At 49.1% G+C, this 21344-nt stretch carries 23 protein-coding genes; 12 read left to right on the top strand and 11 right to left on the bottom strand.

Annotated features, from left to right (window positions below):
* Positions 1-24 precede the first annotated feature (24 nt).
* From OGY09_RS15065 to OGY09_RS15050, 4 genes are read right to left on the bottom strand one after another with little or no spacing between them, the layout of a single operon-like run.
* The gene (locus tag OGY09_RS15065) at positions 25-366 is read right to left on the bottom strand and encodes a DUF5347 family protein (RefSeq protein ID WP_000963480.1); all 342 of its coding nucleotides are present in this window, start codon (positions 364-366) and stop codon (positions 25-27) included.
* On the bottom strand, positions 330-530 hold the full coding sequence (locus OGY09_RS15060) for a phage filamentation protein Fil family protein (RefSeq protein WP_000956168.1): 201 nt from the start codon (positions 528-530) through the stop codon (positions 330-332). Before OGY09_RS15060 ends, OGY09_RS15065 begins: the two co-directional genes overlap by 37 nt.
* Before the next feature lie 7 nt (positions 531-537).
* Complete coding sequence (locus OGY09_RS15055) at positions 538-1047, bottom strand: phage regulatory CII family protein (RefSeq protein WP_048233334.1); 510 nt, start codon at positions 1045-1047, stop codon at positions 538-540.
* Between the two features lie 32 nt (positions 1048-1079).
* Positions 1080-1301, bottom strand: coding sequence for a regulator for prophage (locus OGY09_RS15050; RefSeq protein WP_004201303.1), 222 nt, complete (start codon positions 1299-1301; stop codon positions 1080-1082).
* Between the two features lie 95 nt (positions 1302-1396).
* Here OGY09_RS15050 and OGY09_RS15045 point away from each other — a divergent pair, with 95 nt between their 5' ends.
* The 4 genes from OGY09_RS15045 to OGY09_RS15025 all read left to right on the top strand — a co-directional run bounded on the left by OGY09_RS15045 (position 1397) and on the right by OGY09_RS15025 (position 5844).
* Entirely contained in the window at positions 1397-1993 is a 597-nt protein-coding gene (locus OGY09_RS15045; protein ID WP_150344840.1) for a phage repressor protein CI, read from the top strand.
* A 20-nt stretch (positions 1994-2013) separates the two neighbouring features.
* Complete coding sequence (locus OGY09_RS15040; protein ID WP_048233329.1) at positions 2014-3711, top strand: SNIPE associated domain-containing protein; 1698 nt, start codon at positions 2014-2016, stop codon at positions 3709-3711.
* Between the two features lie 82 nt (positions 3712-3793).
* Positions 3794-4846 carry a phage integrase gene (locus tag OGY09_RS25290; RefSeq protein WP_048233327.1) on the top strand — a complete coding sequence of 351 codons (1053 nt, stop codon included), beginning with the start codon at positions 3794-3796 and terminating at the stop codon, positions 4844-4846.
* Positions 4847-5046: 200 nt separating this feature from the next.
* Positions 5047-5844 (top strand): SDR family NAD(P)-dependent oxidoreductase, encoded by a 798-nt coding sequence (locus OGY09_RS15025; RefSeq protein ID WP_032942813.1) that lies wholly within the window; start codon positions 5047-5049, stop codon positions 5842-5844.
* On the opposite strand, the gene OGY09_RS15020 is transcribed toward OGY09_RS15025, so the two are convergent.
* Entirely contained in the window at positions 5831-6391 is a 561-nt protein-coding gene (locus tag OGY09_RS15020) for a TetR/AcrR family transcriptional regulator (protein WP_003831648.1), read from the bottom strand. The two genes, OGY09_RS15025 and OGY09_RS15020, sit on opposite strands and share 14 nt — an antisense overlap.
* A gap of 85 nt (positions 6392-6476) precedes the next feature.
* Between OGY09_RS15020 and OGY09_RS15015 the strand changes: the two genes are divergently transcribed.
* The 3 genes from OGY09_RS15015 to OGY09_RS15005 all read left to right on the top strand — a co-directional run bounded on the left by OGY09_RS15015 (position 6477) and on the right by OGY09_RS15005 (position 8889).
* Positions 6477-7685: an MFS transporter gene (locus tag OGY09_RS15015; protein ID WP_008784238.1), complete on the top strand. Its 1209-nt coding sequence runs from the start codon at positions 6477-6479 to the stop codon at positions 7683-7685.
* A complete protein-coding gene (locus OGY09_RS15010; RefSeq protein ID WP_032942811.1) occupies positions 7685-8500 on the top strand; it encodes a Cof-type HAD-IIB family hydrolase in 816 nt (271 codons plus the stop codon). Before OGY09_RS15015 ends, OGY09_RS15010 begins: the two co-directional genes overlap by 1 nt.
* Positions 8501-8607: 107 nt before the next feature.
* Positions 8608-8889 (top strand): hypothetical protein, encoded by a 282-nt coding sequence (locus OGY09_RS15005; protein ID WP_003831642.1) that lies wholly within the window; start codon positions 8608-8610, stop codon positions 8887-8889.
* A 217-nt stretch (positions 8890-9106) separates the two neighbouring features.
* On the opposite strand, the gene OGY09_RS15000 is transcribed toward OGY09_RS15005, so the two are convergent.
* Positions 9107-10339 (bottom strand): MFS transporter, encoded by a 1233-nt coding sequence (locus tag OGY09_RS15000; RefSeq protein WP_032942809.1) that lies wholly within the window; start codon positions 10337-10339, stop codon positions 9107-9109.
* A 297-nt stretch (positions 10340-10636) separates the two neighbouring features.
* Between OGY09_RS15000 and ybjG the strand changes: the two genes are divergently transcribed.
* Positions 10637-11245 carry an undecaprenyl-diphosphate phosphatase gene (gene ybjG / locus OGY09_RS14995; RefSeq protein WP_032942807.1) on the top strand — a complete coding sequence of 203 codons (609 nt, stop codon included), beginning with the start codon at positions 10637-10639 and terminating at the stop codon, positions 11243-11245.
* Between the two features lie 64 nt (positions 11246-11309).
* A complete protein-coding gene (gene deoR / locus OGY09_RS14990; RefSeq protein ID WP_032942805.1) occupies positions 11310-12068 on the top strand; it encodes a DNA-binding transcriptional repressor DeoR in 759 nt (252 codons plus the stop codon).
* A gap of 45 nt (positions 12069-12113) precedes the next feature.
* On the opposite strand, the gene dacC is transcribed toward deoR, so the two are convergent.
* Positions 12114-13316 carry a serine-type D-Ala-D-Ala carboxypeptidase gene (gene dacC, locus OGY09_RS14985; RefSeq protein ID WP_032944358.1) on the bottom strand — a complete coding sequence of 401 codons (1203 nt, stop codon included), beginning with the start codon at positions 13314-13316 and terminating at the stop codon, positions 12114-12116.
* A 328-nt stretch (positions 13317-13644) separates the two neighbouring features.
* Here dacC and OGY09_RS14980 point away from each other — a divergent pair, with 328 nt between their 5' ends.
* The gene (locus OGY09_RS14980) at positions 13645-14271 is read left to right on the top strand and encodes a glutathione S-transferase family protein (protein WP_032942804.1); all 627 of its coding nucleotides are present in this window, start codon (positions 13645-13647) and stop codon (positions 14269-14271) included.
* A gap of 5 nt (positions 14272-14276) precedes the next feature.
* On the opposite strand, the gene OGY09_RS14975 is transcribed toward OGY09_RS14980, so the two are convergent.
* Together OGY09_RS14975 and bssR are read right to left on the bottom strand one after the other, a co-directional pair.
* A complete protein-coding gene (locus OGY09_RS14975; protein ID WP_032942802.1) occupies positions 14277-15374 on the bottom strand; it encodes a PQQ-dependent sugar dehydrogenase in 1098 nt (365 codons plus the stop codon).
* A 102-nt stretch (positions 15375-15476) separates the two neighbouring features.
* On the bottom strand, positions 15477-15860 hold the full coding sequence (gene bssR / locus OGY09_RS14970; RefSeq protein WP_008784229.1) for a biofilm formation regulator BssR: 384 nt from the start codon (positions 15858-15860) through the stop codon (positions 15477-15479).
* A 220-nt stretch (positions 15861-16080) separates the two neighbouring features.
* Here bssR and OGY09_RS14965 point away from each other — a divergent pair, with 220 nt between their 5' ends.
* The gene (locus OGY09_RS14965) at positions 16081-17007 is read left to right on the top strand and encodes a LysR family transcriptional regulator (protein ID WP_032942801.1); all 927 of its coding nucleotides are present in this window, start codon (positions 16081-16083) and stop codon (positions 17005-17007) included.
* Positions 17008-17039: 32 nt separating this feature from the next.
* On the opposite strand, the gene glgP is transcribed toward OGY09_RS14965, so the two are convergent.
* Together glgP and OGY09_RS14955 are read right to left on the bottom strand one after the other, a co-directional pair.
* A complete protein-coding gene (gene glgP, locus OGY09_RS14960; protein ID WP_032942799.1) occupies positions 17040-19490 on the bottom strand; it encodes a glycogen phosphorylase in 2451 nt (816 codons plus the stop codon).
* Between the two features lie 51 nt (positions 19491-19541).
* Positions 19542-19727: a glycine cleavage system protein T gene (locus OGY09_RS14955; RefSeq protein ID WP_223240755.1), complete on the bottom strand. Its 186-nt coding sequence runs from the start codon at positions 19725-19727 to the stop codon at positions 19542-19544.
* A 231-nt stretch (positions 19728-19958) separates the two neighbouring features.
* On the opposite strand from OGY09_RS14955, the gene rimO reads away from it, so the two are divergent.
* A complete protein-coding gene (gene rimO / locus OGY09_RS14950) occupies positions 19959-21266 on the top strand; it encodes a 30S ribosomal protein S12 methylthiotransferase RimO (RefSeq protein ID WP_003831616.1) in 1308 nt (435 codons plus the stop codon).
* Positions 21267-21344 lie beyond the last annotated feature (78 nt).

Raw genomic sequence — 21344 nt, 5'->3', positions numbered from 1 at the left:
TACGCCTTTAATTTCGGTTGTGGGTTAATTCGGCATGGCTAGCCGATTTGGAAATAAACTCACCACTGTACGGAAATGGTTCATTGCTTTAATCAGCTCCCGCTTTTCGTCAGTCGTCAGCTCACTAACATTGACGCTATGACGTTCCGCCGGAATCTTTGCCATAAAGAATATTGCGGCTAGTGCGCGTTTATTCTGCTCATGGTTAATATCCCGTTGGTCCCGCATATCGCTAATAAAGCGCTCCAGTTCTGAATCAATATTTAAGCCAAACACTTTCGCCCTTAATTCCGCGATGTGGTTTAACCCATTAAGGCGGAGGCCAGCGCTTAGCGGAACAGTCGCAGCATCGCCTTCAATAGCCATGGTTTCCCCTGCTTTTTAGTGGACAGCTCAGCCAGCAGCGCATCCTGAGAGCGGCATGGATGCCAGCGCTTGCCATCCTTCCCCATAATCCAGCCATGACCGCAGTGCATTGCAGGACTTTGCTTAACGAGCAGTGATGCAAAAGATGGTTCTTTAGTCAGCATAACCACCTCAGATCAGACCGAACGAAGCGCCGAGGCCCGTCACGGTATCTACCGCGCTTGCCATCGCCGGGTTAGCCTGCAAACGCGCCTGCAATGAAACAGCGGTGAGTGCCATCAAACGAGTGACAGAGTTGATGCTGTCGATAACCTGGCGCCGGCTGGCGGTGGTTTGTAGCTCACCAGAAACTGCGCTGGCAGCAACCCGGCCAATCTCTGCTGTTGCATTCAGCACGTAATGCGGCATTTTCTCGCTTGCTACTTCATTTATTGGGACACAAGACAGGCAATGAATCTGCGCCAGAAAACCGTCAACCAGAGTTGAGTCCTCAGTAAGATCGGTAAGTAACCAGATTTCCGGCGCGGTAAGCTGGTGAGGTTGCTCCGGGTTTAGCTTGTTGCGCAGGGTTTGGACATTCATGCCAGCGCGTTCTGCCAACTTCGCCATGTTATGACGTAAGGCAAAGGCACGGCAGGCATCATCGAAATGCGGGTGTTTGGAAACTCGATAGTCAAACATAGCAAGAGACTCCGATGTATCTCAAAATGGAACTAACTAATAGCTACATTGCAATCAGAAAGCGCATCAACAGTAAGCGCGACGATGTTAATCATCACTTTCTCGCGCTTCTTGTCCTTACGCAGACGGTGGCGAGGCAAACGACCATCAGCGAGCATGTCGTTAATGGTGTCTACAGGCAGTCCTGTTAGCTCGCTGTAGCGTTCAATTGTGACGTGCGGTGTATTCAGAGTGATTGAAATGTTAGGGGTCATGATGCAACATCTCCTATTGGCTTGTGGTGAGCCGGTAGTAATCGTGACAAGTCCCCAAATGGGAACGAAATTGATACTAGGATCGCATAAGAGATATGTCAACATCAAAGTACCCAAATGAGATCAAAATAAATCCCAATCAGGGTGGCAAGGCTGCGATTGAGCGACTGGTCGAGGCATATGGATTTACAACTCGGCAGGCCCTTGCTGACCACTTAGGAGTGTCAAAAAGCACATTGGCTAATAGATACCTGCGAGATACCTTCCCCGCAGATTGGATAATTCAATGTGCCCTGGAAACAGGCACTTCGCTCAATTGGTTGACCACCGGGCAAGGTCTTAAGCTAAGTTCTCAAACAGCAACCACTGAAGAGCTCGTGAAGTTTCGTCTGGTTGCGGGAAAAATGGTTGAAGATGGCTCATGTGTATTTGACGCGTCATTTCTTCCCGCGAAGCTTTCTGCACCGATTGTTGTTCTGGACGGACCTACTACATACATCTGTGAGCAAAAATTTGCAGAAGTGCTTGATGGGTACTGGTTGATCAACATTGATGGAACTTATTCCATTAGGCTCATCACCAGGCTGCCTAAGAGCATGATTAAAATTTCTACTGTAGATAATAGTTTTGAATGTGCTTTTTCAGATATAGAAGTTATCGCATATGTGAGAAGCACAACTGTTTCAAATTGATAGAATAAAAGGACTTAGAAATGGATTTATTTCTTATAATAGTATTATTTTTAGCATTATCCTCGCCCGTCTTGGCTATTATCTTGTACAAAATAGCCAAGAAAAATAAGTTAACCGTCACAAACTTATCATTAGAGAATGATAACTTAAAAAAAGAAAGAGACTCTCTAACAAATCAATTGATCGAGTCCGATAAAAAAATAGCTCAAGCTATACGTGAGCACTCTGAGTTAGAAGGAAGAGCTGCCCCCCTATGGCAATATGCAGAATTACACAGCGCGGTACAGGATGCAGAGAAAAAGATTAAGACAGCCGACTCTATAGCTAAACAGAAAATAGAAGCAGCTCAAATAATGGCAGCTAAAACAGTAAACGAAGCACATAATCAAGCTCAGCTCACAATAAGCAATGCAAATAGCGAAGCAATAGCTATCACCAAAGACGCTCGCGATGCACGCTTGAAAGCCAAAGAACGCCTTGATAATGCAAACAGTAAAGCGAATGAACTGATCTCAAATGCTAATGATAATGCAGTAAAAATAATTTCAAATGCTGAAGAAAGGGCAAAGGAGATTGCTGGGTCAGCTTATGAAGCGAAAGAATTTGCAGAAAGATATGAATCCGTTGCCAAATCAATGAAGAATAAAATTGATGGCTATGGGGATGAATGGATAATTCCTAATCGCAGTGTACTTGATGAGTTGGCGGAAAATTATGAGTTTACAGATGCAGGTAAGGAGTTGAAAAAAGCTAGAGAATTAACAGATTCATTAATAAGAACTAATAAAGCAGCCTCGTGTGATTATGTTGAACAGAATAGACGCACTACTGCAATCAACTTTGTTTTGGATGCTTTCAATGGAAAAGTAGACACTATTCTATCAAAAATAAAACATAACAACTTCGGTAAACTATCCCAGGAAATAAAAGATGCCTTTCAGCTAGTTAATTATAACGGTTCTGCATTTAGGTCGGCTAAAATAAGTGACATATATCTTCAAGCACGACTTAATGAACTAAAATGGGGTGTTGCAGTTAATGAAATTATGCTTGAAGAGAAAGAAGAACAAAGAAGAATTAAAGAACAACTTCGCGAAGAGGAAAGAGCTCGCAGAGAGTATGAAAAAGCAATAAAAGAAGCTGAAAAAGAAGAAAAAGCCATTCAGCAGGCCATTGATAAGGCGACCAAAGAATTAATGCTCGCTGGAGAAGAGCAACGCTTAGTTCTCGAACAGAAATTGGCTGAATTACAAGCTAAATATGAAGAGGCTGAAGCCAAAAACCAGCGAGCTATTTCAATGGCACAGCAAACACGCTCAGGCCATGTTTATGTTATTAGTAACATCGGTTCCTTCGGCGAAAATGTATATAAAATTGGGATGACACGCCGCCTTGAGCCATTGGATCGCATTCGTGAACTTGGCGATGCCAGTGTGCCATTCTCATTCGATGTACATGCAATGATCTACAGTGATGATGCTCCATCATTAGAAAACCACTTGCATAAAGTATTTAACGACAAGCAATTGAACAAGGTTAACTCACGCAAAGAGTTCTTCAATGTTGGCATAAAGGATATTAAGTCTACTATTGAAAACATGAACATTAATGCACATTGGACAATGTTTGCAGAAGCTAAAGAGTATAGAGAGTCTTTAGCCATTGAGAATGCGCGCAACGCAGTAACAGAAGAAAACGAAGAACTAATCGTTGCATAGCATGTATGATTTACGTTAATCATACATTGACCACTGGTTGAATATACAGTTAAATTTAGCCCTCAGACATGAGGGCTTTTTTATGGCAGTACGTAAACTCGACACCGGAAAATGGATTTGTGAATGCTACCCTGCCGGACGCAGCGGGCGTCGTGTGCGTAAACAGTTCGCTACCAAAGGCGAAGCATTAGCTTTTGAGCGTCACACGATGGATGAGGCAGAAGCTAAGCCTTGGCTGGGTGAATCGGTAGACCGTCGAACTCTGAAAGACGTGGTTGAACTCTGGTTCAAACTGCACGGCAAATCCCTGACAGCTGGCGAGCATGTTTACGACAAATTGGTCCTGATGGTCGATGCACTCGGAAACCCTCTCGCAACCGATCTCAGTTCCAAATTGTTCGCGCACTACCGCGATAAACGCCTTACAGGGGAAATCTACTTTAGCGACAAGTGGAAGAAAGGTGCCAGCCCGGTAACTATCAACCTTGAGCAAAGCTACCTTAGCGGCGTTTTTAGCGAGCTGGCCCGACTAGGTGAATGGACAGCGCCCAACCCGCTGGAGAACATGCGCAAATTTACCATCGCAGAAAAGGAGATGGCCTGGCTGACGCATGAACAAATTACTGAGCTTTTGTACGACTGCAACCGCCAAAGCCCCCTGCTCGCTCTGGTCGTTAAAATCTGTCTGAGCACCGGAGCACGCTGGCGCGAGGCAGTGAACCTCACTCGCTCTCAAGTTACAAAGTATCGAATCACGTTCGTCAGGACCAAAGGCAAAAAAAACCGCAGCATTCCTATCAGCAAAGAGTTGTATGAGGAAATCATTGCCCTGGACGGCTTCAAGTTCTTTACTGACTGCTACTTTCAGTTTTTATCTGTGATGGATAAAACTTCCATCGTGCTTCCTCGCGGGCAGCTTACCCACGTTCTGCGCCACACGTTTGCAGCACACTTTATGATGTCAGGTGGGAACATCCTTGCCCTCCAGAAAATCCTGGGTCACCACGACATAAAAATGACCATGCGCTATGCTCATCTTGCGCCTGACCACCTTGAAACCGCCCTGCGCTTTAACCCGTTGGCTACGTTGCCAAGTGGCGACAAAGTGGCGGCAGCGGCTGGCAATACCCCGTAATCGTCACTTCTCATCACCAAACTAACTTATTGATTATCTTGCAACTCATTGTTTTCACTAACCCATTTACATAAATGGGTTTTTTGTTGCCTGAAATTTGCGTTCATCGTCTTCCACCTCTGAAACTCCTCCCAAATTTGCAGCATGCCGGTTATGGCACATACTTTAAAACGGTGCTTTATCGGGGATGGGGGTTAGTCATGTTGCTTACTGGCAAAGTCGCAGTAATTTTTGGTGGCAGCGGGGCTATTGGTAGTGCGGTTGCGCAGGCCATGGCGCGCGAAGGAGCCCATATATGTCTGGGCGCTCGCAGCCAGGAAAAACTTGATCGGACGGCCAGTATTATCCGAACGGCAGGTGGTACAGTCGAAACCTTTATCACCAATGTACTCGACGAGCACAACGCATCGAAGGAAGTTACCCGCCTTGTAGAGCAAACCGGTGGAATAGATGTGGTGGTTAACGCAACGGGATTTATGCACGAACAGGGCAAACACATTAACGCATTATCCCTCTCTGAGTTTATGAGCGGCATCACCCCTTTCCTCTCGGCGCAGTTCAATATCGCTAAAGCCGTAACGCCGCACATGGGCGGCAATCGTGCGGGCGTCATTCTCAGCGTTGTTGCCCCCGCGGCCCCGATGGCGATGCCTGGTCATCTGGGTCATATTGTTGGTTGTGCAGGAACAGAGGCTTTTATTAAAGCGCTCGCCAGCGAGGTAGGACCGGCAAATATCCGGGTCGTCGGCGTGCGCTCGCATGCGATTGTGGATGCTGTTGCAGCTGGCTCCTATACCGGAGAAATTTTCTCCGCCAAAGCACAGTCAATGGGTTTAACCGTCGATCAATGGTTAGGGGGTGCGGCGCAAAGTACCATGCTCGTGCGCCTGCCTACGCTTGCACAAATCGCTGAGGTCATGACCTTTCTCGCTTCAGACCATGCCAGCGCCATGACCGCGACGGTAGTGAATATTACCGGAGGCGCTACGCACAGCTGACTGTCGCGGGTATCCCTGCAATACGCTCCACCATCAGCAAGATATCTTCTCGCTGCAGCGGTTTTTTGTCCGTGACAAAATGCAGCGTCATTCCTTCAATAAACGCATCCAGCGCCCGCGCAGTAACCGGATCAAACCACTGCTCCAGCGTTTGTTGGCTGCGTAGCATCCAGTTCTGCATCACCGTTTTCAACGCTGGTTTACGGCTGGCAAAAGCATACAGCTGATACATGAGCTCCATATTATCAGGCGTTGTGACCTGAGAGCCGTAAATCATATCGGTAATGGCATGGCAAGCCTGCGACGCATCCTTAACATCGGCAAAAAAGTCCTGATACTGCAGCATCATCCTGTCAGTAAAACGGCCAAATGCCTCCATCAAAAGCTCATCGATTCCCGAAAAGTAATAGGTCATAGAACCCAGTGGTACCTCGGCAATCATAGCGATTTTACGGTGTGTAACCCCATGAATACCATGGGCTATTACTGCATCCAGAGTCGCCTGAACTATTTTTTCCCGCCGCTGCGGATCGTTTGCACGTCGCACTACATTTCCTCTTCTTGCATTTGTGTACAAATGTACACAGTCTTGCTAATGTTGTCTCCTTCCCTCTTTTCTTTGGCTCGAATTCATGACTGGCATCTCATCACGCAAAGCCTTAAGACGTCGCACCTGGGCGCTGTTCACGTTCTTCTTTTTACCAGGATTATTAATGGCCTCCTGGGCAACGCGTACCCCTGCCATCAGAGATATCCTCTCCATCTCCACTGCCGAAATGGGTGCGGTGTTGTTTGGGCTCTCTATTGGTTCGATGAGTGGCATACTTTGTTCGGCCTGGCTGGTGAAACGATTTGGCACGCGTAAGGTGATCCGCACCACCATGTCTTGTGCCGTTCTCGGAATGGCGATCCTCAGCGTAGCGCTCTGGCTACATTCCGCATGGCTTTTCGCGTTTGGCCTGAGCGTATTTGGCGCCAGCTTTGGCGCGGCAGAAGTTGCCATCAACGTCGAAGGTGCGGCAGTTGAGCGCGAAATGAACAAAACCGTGCTGCCGATGATGCACGGTTTTTACAGCCTGGGAACGTTGGCAGGGGCTGGAGTTGGAATGATGCTTACCGCCTTCAGCGTCCCGGCTACCGCGCATATTCTTTTGGCTGCAATGGTTGCTATCACACCTATTTTCATCGCCATCAAAGCTATTCCTGACGGCACGGGCAAAAATGCCGCTGACGGTTCTCACTCCGGTGAAAAAGGACTGCCTTTTTATCGTGATATCCAGCTATTGCTGATCGGCGTTGTAGTGCTGGCAATGGCATTTGCTGAAGGTTCCGCCAACGACTGGCTTCCACTGTTAATGGTGGACGGACATGGATTTAGCCCGACATCAGGCTCGCTGATTTATGCCGGTTTTACGCTGGGTATGACCGTTGGGCGATTTACCGGTGGCTGGTTCATCGACCGTTACAGCCGCGTTGCGGTGGTGCGCGCCAGTGCGCTGATGGGCGCTCTCGGGATTAGCCTGATTATTTTTGTCGACAGCTCCTGGGTGGCGGGTGTGTCCGTTATTCTGTGGGGACTCGGCGCATCGCTCGGTTTCCCGCTGACCATTTCAGCCGCCAGCGACACCGGCCCCGATGCCCCGACCCGCGTCAGCGTCGTGGCGACCACCGGTTACCTGGCGTTCCTTGTTGGACCGCCGCTTCTGGGCTATCTGGGTGAACACTATGGCCTGCGCAGCGCTATGTTGGTGGTGCTGGCGCTGGTGCTTGTCGCCGCCGTCGTCGCGAAAGCGGTAGCGAAACCGGATCTCAAAAATACTACGGTGATGGAGAACAGCTAATGAGTATCAAATTAATTGCGGTCGACATGGACGGCACATTTTTAAGCGACCAAAAAACCTATAACCGCGAGCGTTTTATGGCGCAATACCGCCAGATGAAAGAACAAGGGATCCGCTTTGTGGTCGCCAGCGGTAACCAATATTATCAGTTGATTTCCTTTTTCCCCGAACTGGCCAATGAAATCTCATTTGTCGCCGAAAACGGCGGTTGGGTGGTCAGTGAAGGAGAAGATGTTTTTAACGGCGAACTGGCTAAAGACGATTTCCATGCCATCGTAGATCATCTGCTGACCCGCGCCGATATCGACATTATTGCCTGTGGTAAAAACAGCGCCTATACGTTGAAACAGTACAGCGATGAGCATAAGAACGTTTCCGCCATGTATTATCATCGTCTTGAATTTGTAGATAATTTTGACAACCTCAACGATGTTTTCTTCAAGTTCGGGCTGAATATTTCCGACGACCGAATTCCACAGGTACAGGCCGATCTCCACGATGCGATTGGCGATATTATGGTACCGGTGCATACCGGCTACGGCAGCATCGATTTAATTATTCCCGGTGTGCATAAGGCAAACGGTCTGCGCCTGCTGCAACAACGCTGGAATATTAGCGACGACGAGGTTGTTGTGTTTGGCGATGGCGGAAATGATATTGAGATGCTGCGCCAGGCAGGATTTAGTTTTGCAATGGCCAACGCCCATGAGCCGGTGATCGAGGCGGCAAAATATCGTGCAGGCTCGAACAACGAAGAGGGCGTGCTGGATGTTATCGATCGCGTGTTAAAGAATGAAGCACCGTTTACGCATTAACGGCTCAGCACAGACGGCAACAAAATGATGGCATGATCTATTCATAATCCGCCTCAAATTAACCTGCTGGATTATTACTTCCAGTGAATATTTCAGGCGAGCGGATCATGAAGAAAAGTGTACTGATGGCGACATTGTTGCTGGGCTTTGCGGGGACAACATTTGCACAGAGCGTTACCGTTGATGTCCCCAGCGGTTATAAAGTGGTGGTAGTGCCCTCTTCCGTCAGCGTCCCGCAGGCGGTCAGCGTAACGACCGCACCACAAACGGTATATGTTGCTCCAGCGCCTGCTCCGGCCCCTGTCTATCGCGCACATCCTTATGCGCGACATGTGGCAAGCGTCGGTGAAGGGATGGTTATCGAACATCAGATTGACGACCACCACTAAGTTGTCGCCAGGCCCAGACAACCGTAATACTGGTCAGTTAAGATCTTTGGTGAGCGGTAGGCCGGATAAGGCGTTTACGCCGCCATCCGGCAATTTGCTACAGGCCGCCGGATGGCGCTTCGCTTATCCGGCCTACAGCGTGATTCTAGTATCAACATAATGATGAATTTATCGGCGTCATTATGCTTATCTGCGCTGGATTGCGGAAATCCGGACCTTAACCTTCCCGGGAATTCCCTACCCGTTTATCTTTCAGGAAGATAACCATCAGAATCAGCCACAGTACGCCGCTTGCCAGATTGAACAGGCTGAACAAGCCGTTCCCTCCCAGCAGATACGCGTGTTTGCTCAACTCAATACCGACGGTAAAAATCAGCATCTGCAACATACCCATTGCGGCAGAAACAGTACCCTTACTCATTTCGCTGGCAAACAGCGTCAGGCGCACCAGCCCCGCATTCGCCACGCCAATGCCAAACGCATAGATGCTCAAACCCGCCGTCATCCATAGATATGCATGGGATGACACCACCGTGGCCGCAGCGGCAATAATCAGGCCAACGGCGATTGGCCAGCCGCCCATGATAATGAGCGAACGCACGGTTTTTCGCGAAGTCAGACGCGCCAGCACCAGGTTACCAGCAATCAACGCGCCAAAAATCGGCACCTGCAACAGACCATATTCGTAGCTGCTGAGATGTTCACCACTGATGATAATAATCGGGGACTGCGCAATCCACGCCAGTAACGGCAGGCTGACAAAACCCAACGCCAGTGCGCCTGCAACGAAGCGCACGTTCTTCAGCACCAGCTTATAATCCTTGCCCAGCTCTTTAATGGACAGCTTTTCACCAAGCCGGGTTGCCGTTTCTGGCATCGCGCGTTGCAGACCAAAAAAGGAGATGGCCGCCAGAGCAGCAAACAGGATAAACATCCCTTCCCACGGCAGAACATGTACCCAGGCTGCGCCTACCAACGGACCCAGCAGTGGCGCAATCAGCGCCACGTTTGCCATCAGCGCGGTAATTTTTATGCAGACCGCTTCTTCAAAGGATTCCTGAATGGCGGCGTAACCCACTGCACCAATAAAGCACAGGCTTATCCCCTGTAAAAAACGCAGGAAGGTAAATTGCTCAATATTCTGTGCAAGCAGGGTTGCAAGGCAGGTAACGATGAACCAGATCACACCGGTTAACATTACCGGACGACGACCAATACGGTCCGACAGCGGTCCTAACAACCACTGCAAAAACATGCCGCCTGCCAGATAGGCGGTCATGGACGTAGGTACCCAATCTAATCCGGCGTTATATTGCGCCACCACCGCCAACATTCCGGGCTGGATCATATCGTTGCCGATATAAGTGGAGAATTCGTAAAGCACCAGACAGAGCGGGAAAAGTAATGCCTGACGCCCCAAACGGACGCCTGAAGATAAACGGTTCTGCATGCAATCTCTTAACTATAGAAAAATCGCGCAAAGTGTAATAAATGCGCCGTACTGGTGATAGTGAATTATGTGATTTGAAAGCAAAATGCGCACATTTTTACACTCATTTGCTCAAGAACATTTTGCTTTAAGGTTAATTTAAGTTGAGGCCGCTATCATGCTCAATAAGTCTCATTAACTGTCTTAAAAATAGTCAGTTAGCAGACAAATAAGACAAGACCGCTTTTTATTCCGTGAAAGCAATTTTATGCTCTCCCCCCTATGGGCCTTTAAACGATTACACTGAGTCTGGACGTTATGCTGGAAAATCTGAACAACTCACTTTTTTATCTCATCAATGCCACGCCGGACTCTGCGCAATGGATGATATCGCTGGCGATTTTTATTGCCAAAGACCTGATTAGCATCGTGCCGTTGTTAGCCGTTGTACTTTGGCTTTGGGGACCTCGTGGTCAGGTTACGCTCCAGCGCCAGTTGGTCATCAAAATGGCCATTGCGTTGGTAGTCGGTCTGACAATTTCTTGGCTGATGGGGCATCTTTTCCCCCACGATCGTCCGTTCGTTAACCACATCGGCTATAACTTCCTGCACCATGCGGCAGATGACTCTTTCCCGAGCGACCACGGTACGGTTATCTTTACCTTTGCTCTGGCCTTCCTGTTCTGGCATCGCTTGTGGACGGGTGCTCTGCTGATGGTTGTCGCCGTGGCGATTGCCTGGTCACGTGTTTACCTTGGCGTTCACTGGCCGCTGGATATGCTGGGCGGATTACTGGCCGGGTTGATCGGCTGTCTGAGCGCCCAGATGATCTGGCAACGGTTCGGCACAACCTTGTACCTCGGCCTGCAGACGTGCTATCGCACCTGCTTCGCTCTCCCCATCCGTAAAGGTTGGGTACGTGACTAACCCGCGGTAAAAAGAGTAGTATTAAGCGCGAAACTAAGCACTTATTCTATTCTCCAGGGGAACTATGGAAACTCGACGCGACGAGCGTATTGGTCAATTACTGCAGGCACTGAAACGCAGCGATAAATTACACCTCAAAGAAGCCGCGACGTTGCTGGGCGTATCTGAGATGACCATTCGTCGCGACCTGAATAATCATGATGCTCCCGTCGTGCTGCTCGGGGGCTATATTGTTCTGGAACCCCGCAGCGCTAACCACTATTTAATCAGCGATCAAAAATCCCGTCTGGTTGATGAAAAGCGTCGCGCTGCCCAGCAGGCGGCGAGTCTCGTGCAGGCGCATCAGACCATCTTTTTCGATTGCGGTACGACCACGCCGTGGATCATTGAAGCGATCGACAATGAACTGCCCTTCACCGCAATCTGCTACTCGTTGAATACGTTTCTGGTGCTGCAGGAAAAACCGCAGTGCCGCGTCATTCTGTGTGGTGGTGAATTCCATGCCAGTAACGCGATTTTTAAACCGCTCGATTTTCAGGAAACGCTGAACAACCTCTGTCCGGATATCGCCTTTTATTCCGCGGCAGGTGTTCACATCGAAAAAGGCGCGACCTGTTTTAATCTGGAAGAACTGCCGGTGAAGCACTGGGCGATGTCGATGGCGCAGCATCACGTTTTGGTGGTCGATCACAGCAAGTTTGGCAAGGTGCGCCCTGCAAGGATGGGGGAATTGAAACGCTTTGATACCATCATCAGCGACAGCCGTCCTGACGAGGCATTTGTTGAGTACGCTAAAGCACAACGTATCACGCTGAAGTACTAACAGATACTGCCGGACGGCGATTGCGCCATCCGGCAATAGATAAGATTAAGAGAACCAACCACCAAACCACTGGTGGAATTTCATCATCACAAAGTCCCACATGCGGCTAAAGAAACCACCCTCTTCCACATCTTCCATCACCATCAACGGACGCTGCTCAATGGATTTTCCGTTCAACTGGAAGTCGATAGTGCCCACAACCTGACCTTTCTTCAACGGCGCGGTTAGCTGTGGTTCAGTCAGGGTAAAGCTGGCCTTCAGATTTTTGAGCTGACCACGCGGGATAGTCACCGAACCCGCTTCTCCAGCGCCCAAATTCACTTCACTCTTATCGCCAAACCAGACGCGCTGGGTTACGAAAGTGGCATCTGGTTTAATCGGCGTAACGGTTTCAAAGAAGCGGAAGCCCCAGGTCAGTAGCTTTTCTGACTCATTGAAACGAATGCGGTCGGTTTTTGCTCCCAGTACCACGGAGATCAGGCGCATATCGCCCTGGGTCGCGGAGGCCACCAGGTTGTATCCCGCCCCGGCAGTGGTCCCGGTTTTCATACCGTCCACGTTCAGGTTGGTGCTCCACAACAGACGGTTGCGGTTCGGCTGGCGGATTTTATTGAAGGTAAATTCTTTCTCTTTGTGAATAGCGTACTCTTCCGGCACATCGTGGATTAACGCCTTCCCGAGCAACGCCATATCACGTGCGGTACTGAACTGTCCTGCCGCATCCAGGCCGTGTACCGTCTGGAAAGTCGTGTTGGTCAGCCCCAGTTTTTTCGCATAGCCGTTCATCAGACCAATAAAGGATTCCTGGCTACCGGCAACGTAATCAGCGAGTGCAATACAGGCATCGTTACCTGACTGAATGATAACGCCTTTATTCAGATCGGACACCGCAACCTGATCGCCGGGCTTGAGGAACATGACCGACGAACCGCGCAGGGCTGGATTACCGGTCGCCCAGGCGTCTTTGCCCACGGTGACCATGTCGTTGAGGTTAATTTTCCCGGCCTTCAGCGCCTGCCCAACCACATAGCTGGTCATGATTTTGGTCAGACTGGCAGGATCCAGTTTCTCATCAGCATTACCTTCCGCCAGCACCTTACCACTGGCGTAATCCATCAGAATCCACGCGCGCGCGTCCACGCTCGGCGGGGCCGTCGGTTGCTCCGCCGCCTGTACGGTCGGCGCCAAAAGGATTAAGAGTGCAGAACCTGCAGCAAAGCTGCGAAGTGAAGAGAAGTATTGCGTCATAAATGCCACCCGAGTATCCATTCCAAAAAACCACGTCATACCACACCGTGTTTACACAAAACCGGCCAAGCGACCTCGACCAACCCATGCAGAAAAAGTCTGATGGATGACGTGTAAAATAAGTGCGGTGAGTAATAACGCACTAACGAGCTTAAAGAAACCGTAAGTTGGTAAAGTTTTTAAAGTTTATGCAATAACGCCGCGCTGCGCTGCTCCTGGCACGATTTTTTTAGACTTTGTTGCGTAAATATTAGGTTTACCCCACCATGTGAGCTAGTCAGATGGCATCTGCAGCCATAAAGCTGCTCAATTAATTTGCGGGGTTACTATGATTACACTGTGGGGTCGCAATAACTCGACCAACGTAAAAAAAGTATTGTGGACGCTCGAGGAACTGGAACTGCCGTATAACCAAATTCTGGCGGGCGGACAGCATGGCGGTAACCGCGATGCCGACTATCTGGCACTGAACCCGAACGGACTGGTCCCGCTGCTACGCGATGATGAAACAGACGTTGTTCTGTGGGAATCCAATACCATTGTCCGCTATCTGGCCGCTCAGTACGGACAAAAACGTTTGTGGATTGACGCCCCGGCCGCGCGCGCAGTCGGTGAAAAATGGATGGACTGGGCAAATCAGACGCTAAGCCCTGCGCATCGGGTTATCTTATTTGGTCTGGTCAGAACACCTGCCGATCAGCGCGATATGGCGGCCATTGAGGCAAGTAAGCAAGTTTGCGAGAACCTGTTTGCCATTCTGGATAACGCGCTGGCAGACCAGCCATGGTTCTCCGGCGCTGAATTTGGCACCGCGGATATCGCTGTTGCACCGTTCATCTATAACCTGTTCAACGTTGGTCTGAGCTGGACCCCGCGCCCGCATCTGGAACGCTGGTATCAACAACTGACCGAGCGCCCGGCGTTTCAAAAAATCGTGATGATCCCGGTCAGCTAACCAAATCAGGGACTCACTTTCAGTAATTCCCCGTCGGACTCGTCGGTTAGCACGTACAAATAACCGTCTGGTCCGACGCGCACATCACGGATCCGCTGCCCCCTTTCCTGCAACAGACGACCATCCTCAGTGACCGTATTCCCTTTAACGCTCAGCACGATCACTTCTTTATCTTTCAACGCGCCGATGAACAACTTTTGCCGCCACTGCGGGAAGGTATCGCTATTGTAAAAAGCCATTCCACTAACCGCCGGCGACTTTTCCCAGTAAAAGATGGGTTGTTCCGTGCCAGCAACAATTTGACCTTTTGCTTCGGGAATTTTCAAACCACTGTAGTTAACACCCCAGGTCGCGATAGGCCAGCCGTAGTTTTTCCCTTTCTCGGGGATATTGATTTCATCGCCTCCGCGTGGACCATGCTCATTGAGCCACAACACATCACTCCACGGATTCATCGCCATACCCTGCGGGTTGCGGATGCCATACGACCAAATCTCTGCCCGCGCTCCTGCCATGTTCACAAACGGATTATCCGGCGGAATTTTTCCCTCGTCGGTCAGTCGGACTAATTTACCCTGCAATTTATCCAGGTCCTGGGCGGTAGCGCGTTGATTATTCTCCCCAAGGCCAATAAACAGATAACCGTTACCATCAAATACCAGACGTCCACCAAAATGGTTTCCGGTGGAAAGCTTTGGCTGTTGGCGAAAAACGGTCTGAAATCCTTGCAGATGTTTGAGATCGTCACTCAATCGCCCGTAGCCTACCGCAGTGCCCGCTTTGCCTTCGCGGTCGGCTTCAGCGAAGCTTAGCCATACCCGGCGAGATTGTGCAAAATCCGGTGCTAACGCCACATCAAGCAGTCCTCCCTGACCATTTGCCCAAACTTTGGGTACGCCGGTCAGCGGGTCGGAAAGCCCTTTATCAGGCTGCCAGAGTCGAAGCTGTCCACCTTTGAGCGTAATGAGCATACCGCGGTTATCGGGTAAAAAAGCCAGTGACCATGGGTGATCGAGTTTAGTTTGCAGCACTTCCACTTTTACCGCGGCGGCATAAGTGGAAAATAGCGCAAGTGGAATAGCACAGAGAAAGAGTCGACGCATAACACCTCCTTAATGGCTCTGCATAAAGCGTAGCCAGCAAGGGGAATTATCCCGCTACATTTACATAATCTTGACGAAAAGGGGGAGCGCCCTCCCCCTGATTCAGACGTGTTCCAGCGTTGGGTAAGATTGCAAACTCTGGATACTTAGCGTCAGCGTTGTCAGGCAGTTTTCCAGTTTCTCTGCGTTAACGGCGATAAACGTTGGACAATCGTGATGTCCACTCATAAGACAAACCGCGGCGGCGGCTAACGCCCCTTCAGCACGATGAAGGGCATTCCACTCTTCCTGATCAAGATGCATACCGTGAAGCTGTGATTGCTCGTGCAATTCGCGATTCAGTGCAAAAAAAACATCACGCAGGCGATCGCTCTCGCTAACTGACATGTAGCCTTTCGCTTTTCTCAACTGCAGATAAGCGGCAAGTTCGATACGGGCGTTTATCAATTTGTTGAGAAGATCGGTTCTCAGTCTGTCAACAACCATACTTTGTTCCTCCTCTTTCCAACTATGGTGCAACTTAATAGTATGGTTGTTTTTTGAACAAATAGATGTCCTACATCAATAAAGCCCAATTGATTAACATAATTTACAATGTTACAACTTCATCCGGTACGCTTATCGAAGGCGCTCTGTGTCTGACTCGCCTGACTTTTTTTGCTATACCTGATGTGGTTACTGCCATGGTGTTGATGATGAGGGGTCTATGTCGAAAGCAAATGATGCAGAAAAAATACGCACACTATCAAAAATAGATCTCAATCTGCTGACCATTTTCTGTTTGATCTATAGCGTGGGTAGCATTTCCAGAGTCGCTGACATGCTGAACATCTCACCTTCCGCCGTCAGCCAGTCATTAAGAAAACTGCGCGAAATGATGGGTGATAATCTTTTTGTCCGTAGCGGGAATGCACTGTTACCGACAGTCTATTCTGATGAACTGTATGATAATACAATCCCAATTATCGATAAGCTATCAACGCTGATGCCGCTTTCCACGCCTGCCGCCAAAAAAAGGTTAACGCTTTATACGGAATCTTTTATTTCCCCTATCGTTATTCCAGATGTCACCGCCAGAATAATCGAGACTGACGCCGATATCAGCCTCCTGCACCTTACCGCCGACCTGAATGAACAGAGTATTATTGAACTGCTGAATATGCGTCAGGCAGATGCCGTTTTTTCTACCTTTGCCGTAGAGTCAGCAAGTCTTTCATGCCAGAAAATATGCGATATGCGCCTGGTGCTGGCGGCCTCGCAGAATAATTCTTTATATGGTAACACCATCAGTGAAGCGCAATTCAGAAACGCTAACCTGGTCGGTTACAATACTAAGAATGAGAAAATCATTTATCATCGCAGTATTGTGGATAAAAAATTCAGAACCGGAGAACGCTGCCTGCTTACCTCATCGTTTACGGCGATTCTGACGATTGTGTCCAATACCCATTGTTTAGGGGTGATCCCGGAAAAGGTATTTGAAACACACGCTCAGCTGTATGGACTAAAAAAAATAAACACTCCGTTTCCCTTGCCACAATTTAGCGTGTTTGCCTCATCGCGCAAAGAAAGCAATACCCACAAAATCCTCTCACCTATTCTGGCTGATTTGCAAACAGCCTCCCTGTTATGAAAACCAGAGAGGCTGAGCGTTAGAAATACTGGCTACACGCGTATTTTTGCTATGCGCCAGATATGGTCGGCATATTCCTGAACCGTTCTGTCCGACGAGAAATACCCCATGTTAGCAATATTATGCATGGTTTTTGTCGTCCACTCCCGGGGAGTACGATACAACTCGTCCACCGCATCCTGACAATCTACATAGCTGCGATAATCTGCCAATACCTGATAGTAGTCGCCGAAGTTAATCAATGAATCCAACACGTCTCTATAACGCCCTGGCTCCTGCGGACTGAACACCCCTGTACCGATTTGCGTCAGCACCTGATGAAGTTCCTCATCCTTTTCAAAGATGTGCCTCGGGTCATAGCCATCACGTCGCAGAGTTTCAACCTGATTCGCCGTATTGCCAAAGATAAAGATGTTATCTTCCCCAACGTATTCGCGCATTTCGATATTCGCACCGTCGAGCGTACCGATAGTGAGCGCACCATTCATACCGAATTTCATATTGCTGGTCCCGGAGGCTTCCGTCCCGGCCAGGGAAATTTGCTCTGACAGATCGGCTGCCGGAATAATTAGCTGAGCGAGACTGACGCTGTAATCCGGAATAAACACTACTTTCAGTTTGCCGCCAATCTGCGGATCGTTATTGACTAACTGCGCCACATCGTTAATCAAGCGAATAATTTGTTTTGCCATGTGATAAGAGGAGGCTGCTTTTCCGGCAAAGATATTCACTCGCGGTACCCAGTTGGCATCCGGCGCGGCTTTAATTCGGTTATAGCGTGTAATAACGTGGAGCACATTCATGAGTTGCCGCTTGTACTCGTGGATGCGTTTCACCTGCACATCAAACAGCGCATCAGGATTCACCACCACGCCATAGTGGGTGGCAATATGGTGCGCCAGTCGCTGCTTATTTTTACGTTTCGCACGATGCACAGCCTCATTCACCGACGGATAATCTATAAACTGCTTCAGCTCGCCCAACTGCATTAATTTAGTCCGCCAGCTGTCACCGATATTTTCGTCCAGCACTTTGGCAAGCGGTGGATTCGCCAGCGCCAGCCAACGACGCGCAGTCACACCATTGGTTACGTTGGTGAAACGCAGGGGAAAAATATTCGCAAAATCTGCAAACAGTGATTCGGTCATCAGTTTTGAATGCAATGCCGACACGCCGTTTACCTTATGACTGACAACTACCGCCAGCCAGGCCATACGCACCACACGACCATTGGACTCATCAATTAACGACACACGTTTTAGCAGATCGCTGTCATTACGATAACGTTCCTGTAAGGTCTTCAGAAAACGATCGTTAATCTCAAAAATAATCTGCAAATGGCGCGGCAAAATTCGACTTAGCATTTCTACTGGCCAGGTCTCCAGCGCCTCACTCATCAACGTATGGTTGGTATAAGAAAAAATCTGACAAGTCACGTCAAACGCGTTATCCCAACTAAACTGATGATGATCAATCAATAAACGCATCAACTCAGGGATCGCCAGTACCGGATGCGTATCATTAAGGTGAATCGCAATTTTATCGGCCAGATTGTCGTAAGTTTTGTGCAACTGATAATGACGACTCAGAATATCCTGGATCGTCGCCGAGGCCAGGAAATAGGCCTGGCGTAAACGCAATTCACGCCCCGCATCGGTGGAATCATCCGGGTACAAAACCCGCGAGATACGATCGAAGTGGTATTTGTTTTCCACTTCAGTAGCAAAGTCGGCCTGCTGATTCAGTTTGCCCGCATTAACTTCGCTATTCACCTGCACGTTCCACAAGCGCAACGTATTAGTCGTGTCCGTCGCATAACCTGGAATAATTTGATCATGCGCCACGGCCAGAATATCCTCGGTTTCAAGCCAGCGGGTTTTATTCCCCTCCTGTTGAACACGCCCGCCAAAACGTACTTTATAATGCGTATTATGACGTTTAAACTCCCATGGATTACCGTATTCCAGCCAATAATCGAGCGACTCTTTTTGTACACCGTTAACGATATTTTGTTTGAACATACCGTAGTTATAACGAATACCGTATCCACATCCCGGCAACCCAAGCGTCGCCAGTGAATCAAGGAAGCAGGCCGCCAGACGACCGAGACCACCATTACCTAACCCGGGATCGTTTTCTTCGTCAATCAGTTCTTCCAGTTCAAGCCCCATTGCCTCCAGCGCGCTTCTGACTTCGTCATAAATACCTAAAGAGAGCAATGCATTGGATAGCGTACGACCAATTAAAAATTCCATCGACAGATAATATACCTGGCGCGCATCCTGAGAGAATTGCGCCCGATTAGAACGGTGCCAGCGCTCGACCATCCGATCGCGTACCGCATATAACATCGCATTAAGCCACTCCCGTTTCGTGGCGATTGCGGGATCTTTGCCAATAGTGAATAAAAGTTTATTAGCAATATCATCTCTAAGTTTATCAACATCAGAGTCCGTGGCGACCGGAAGTGGCGAAATATACATATTAACGTTACCTTTCAAATTTTGTAGGATGGTAATAGACAGGTGAATTATTTAAAGTTTGGGTACGTGAGCGTTAGCTTTTTGTCGAATATTTTCATGACTGGCGATAAACGTTAATTCTGTCATTAATACACGCCAACTTAAGCCTGTGGCAAGCGAGATATAATATAAACTCACACCATTAGCATAAAGAGTTTTAGCCATTTCAAGTTTCGACTTCAAAACAATATCTTTCAAATTTAACCTCATTAGTAACGCTCGACGAGATAAAATTTACGATAATGAGTGCCTATAGCCAAGAAGCGGCACTTAAAGCCGGAATTAGACTCACTAAACACCTTTCACTGACCGATCTACTCTTTATAGGTATCGCTCTTTATTCTCTCCGTCTTATGCTGATCAGATATAGATGTACCGTGAAGGCATCTGTATAATCCCCCGATTACGAGCAATGTACAGTATAAGAAAATGGCAAAAATTGGTTTTATATCACTAGGTTGTCCGAAAAACCTCGTCGATTCTGAGCGCATCCTGACCGAACTTCGTACCGAAGGCTATGATGTTGTGCCAAGCTACGACGACGCGGATATGGTTATCGTTAATACCTGCGGCTTTATCGACAGTGCGGTTCAGGAGTCCCTGGAAGCAATTGGCGAAGCGCTGAACGAGAACGGTAAGGTGATCGTCACCGGCTGTCTGGGCGCGAAAGTCGATCAGATCCGTGAAGTCCACCCGAAGGTACTGGAAATCACCGGGCCGCATAGCTATGAACAGGTTCTGGAGCACGTTCACCACTATGTGCCAAAACCAAAACACAACCCGTTCCAGAGTCTGGTTCCTGAGCAGGGCGTTAAGCTGACTCCTCGCCATTACGCCTATCTGAAGATTTCCGAGGGCTGTAACCACCGCTGCACGTTCTGCATTATTCCATCCATGCGCGGCGATCTGGTGAGCCGTCCGATTGGCGACGTCCTTAGCGAAGCCAAGCGTCTGGTCGATGCGGGCGTGAAAGAGATTCTGGTAATCTCTCAGGATACCTCAGCGTACGGTGTAGATGTGAAGCATCGTACCGGTTTCCATAACGGCGAGCCGGTCAAAACCAGCATGGTTGATCTGTGCGAACAGTTATCAAAACTGGGGATCTGGACGCGTCTGCATTACGTCTACCCCTACCCGCACGTTGATGATGTGATCCCGCTGATGGCGGAAGGGAAAATCCTGCCGTATCTGGACATCCCGTTACAGCATGCCAGCCCGCGTATTCTTAAACTGATGAAACGCCCGGGCTCCGTGGACAGACAGCTGGCGCGCATCAAGCAGTGGCGTGAAATCTGCCCTGAACTGACGTTGCGATCCACTTTCATTGTTGGTTTCCCGGGTGAAACGGAAGAAGACTTCCAGATGTTGCTCGACTTCCTGAAGGAAGCGCGTCTGGATCGCGTGGGCTGCTTTAAATACAGCCCGGTAGAAGGCGCTGGCGCTAATGACCTGCCGGATCAAATCCCGGAAGAGGTGAAAGAAGAACGCTGGAACCGCTTTATGCAATTGCAGCAGCAGATCTCTGCTGAACGTTTGCAAGAGAAAGTGGGCCGCGAGATTCTGGTTATCGTTGATGAAGTTGACGAAGAAGGCGCAATTGGTCGTAGCATGGCTGATGCTCCAGAAATCGACGGCGCGGTATACCTGAATGGTGAAACCAAGGTGAAACCTGGCGATATCATCCGCGTGAAGGTCGAAAACGCAGATGAATACGATCTGTGGGGCACCCGCGTTTAATTAGCGTAACCCAACGTAGGCCGGATAAGGCATTTATGCCGCATCCGGCAATGCCTGATGGCGACGCTGAAGCGTCTT

The organism is Citrobacter sp. Cpo071, from assembly GCF_030332765.1.
Taxonomy (GTDB): Bacteria; Pseudomonadota; Gammaproteobacteria; order Enterobacterales; family Enterobacteriaceae; genus Citrobacter; species Citrobacter portucalensis.
The sequence above is the reverse complement of the archived record's forward strand: the minus strand, read 5'-3'. Positions and strand labels throughout refer to the sequence as shown.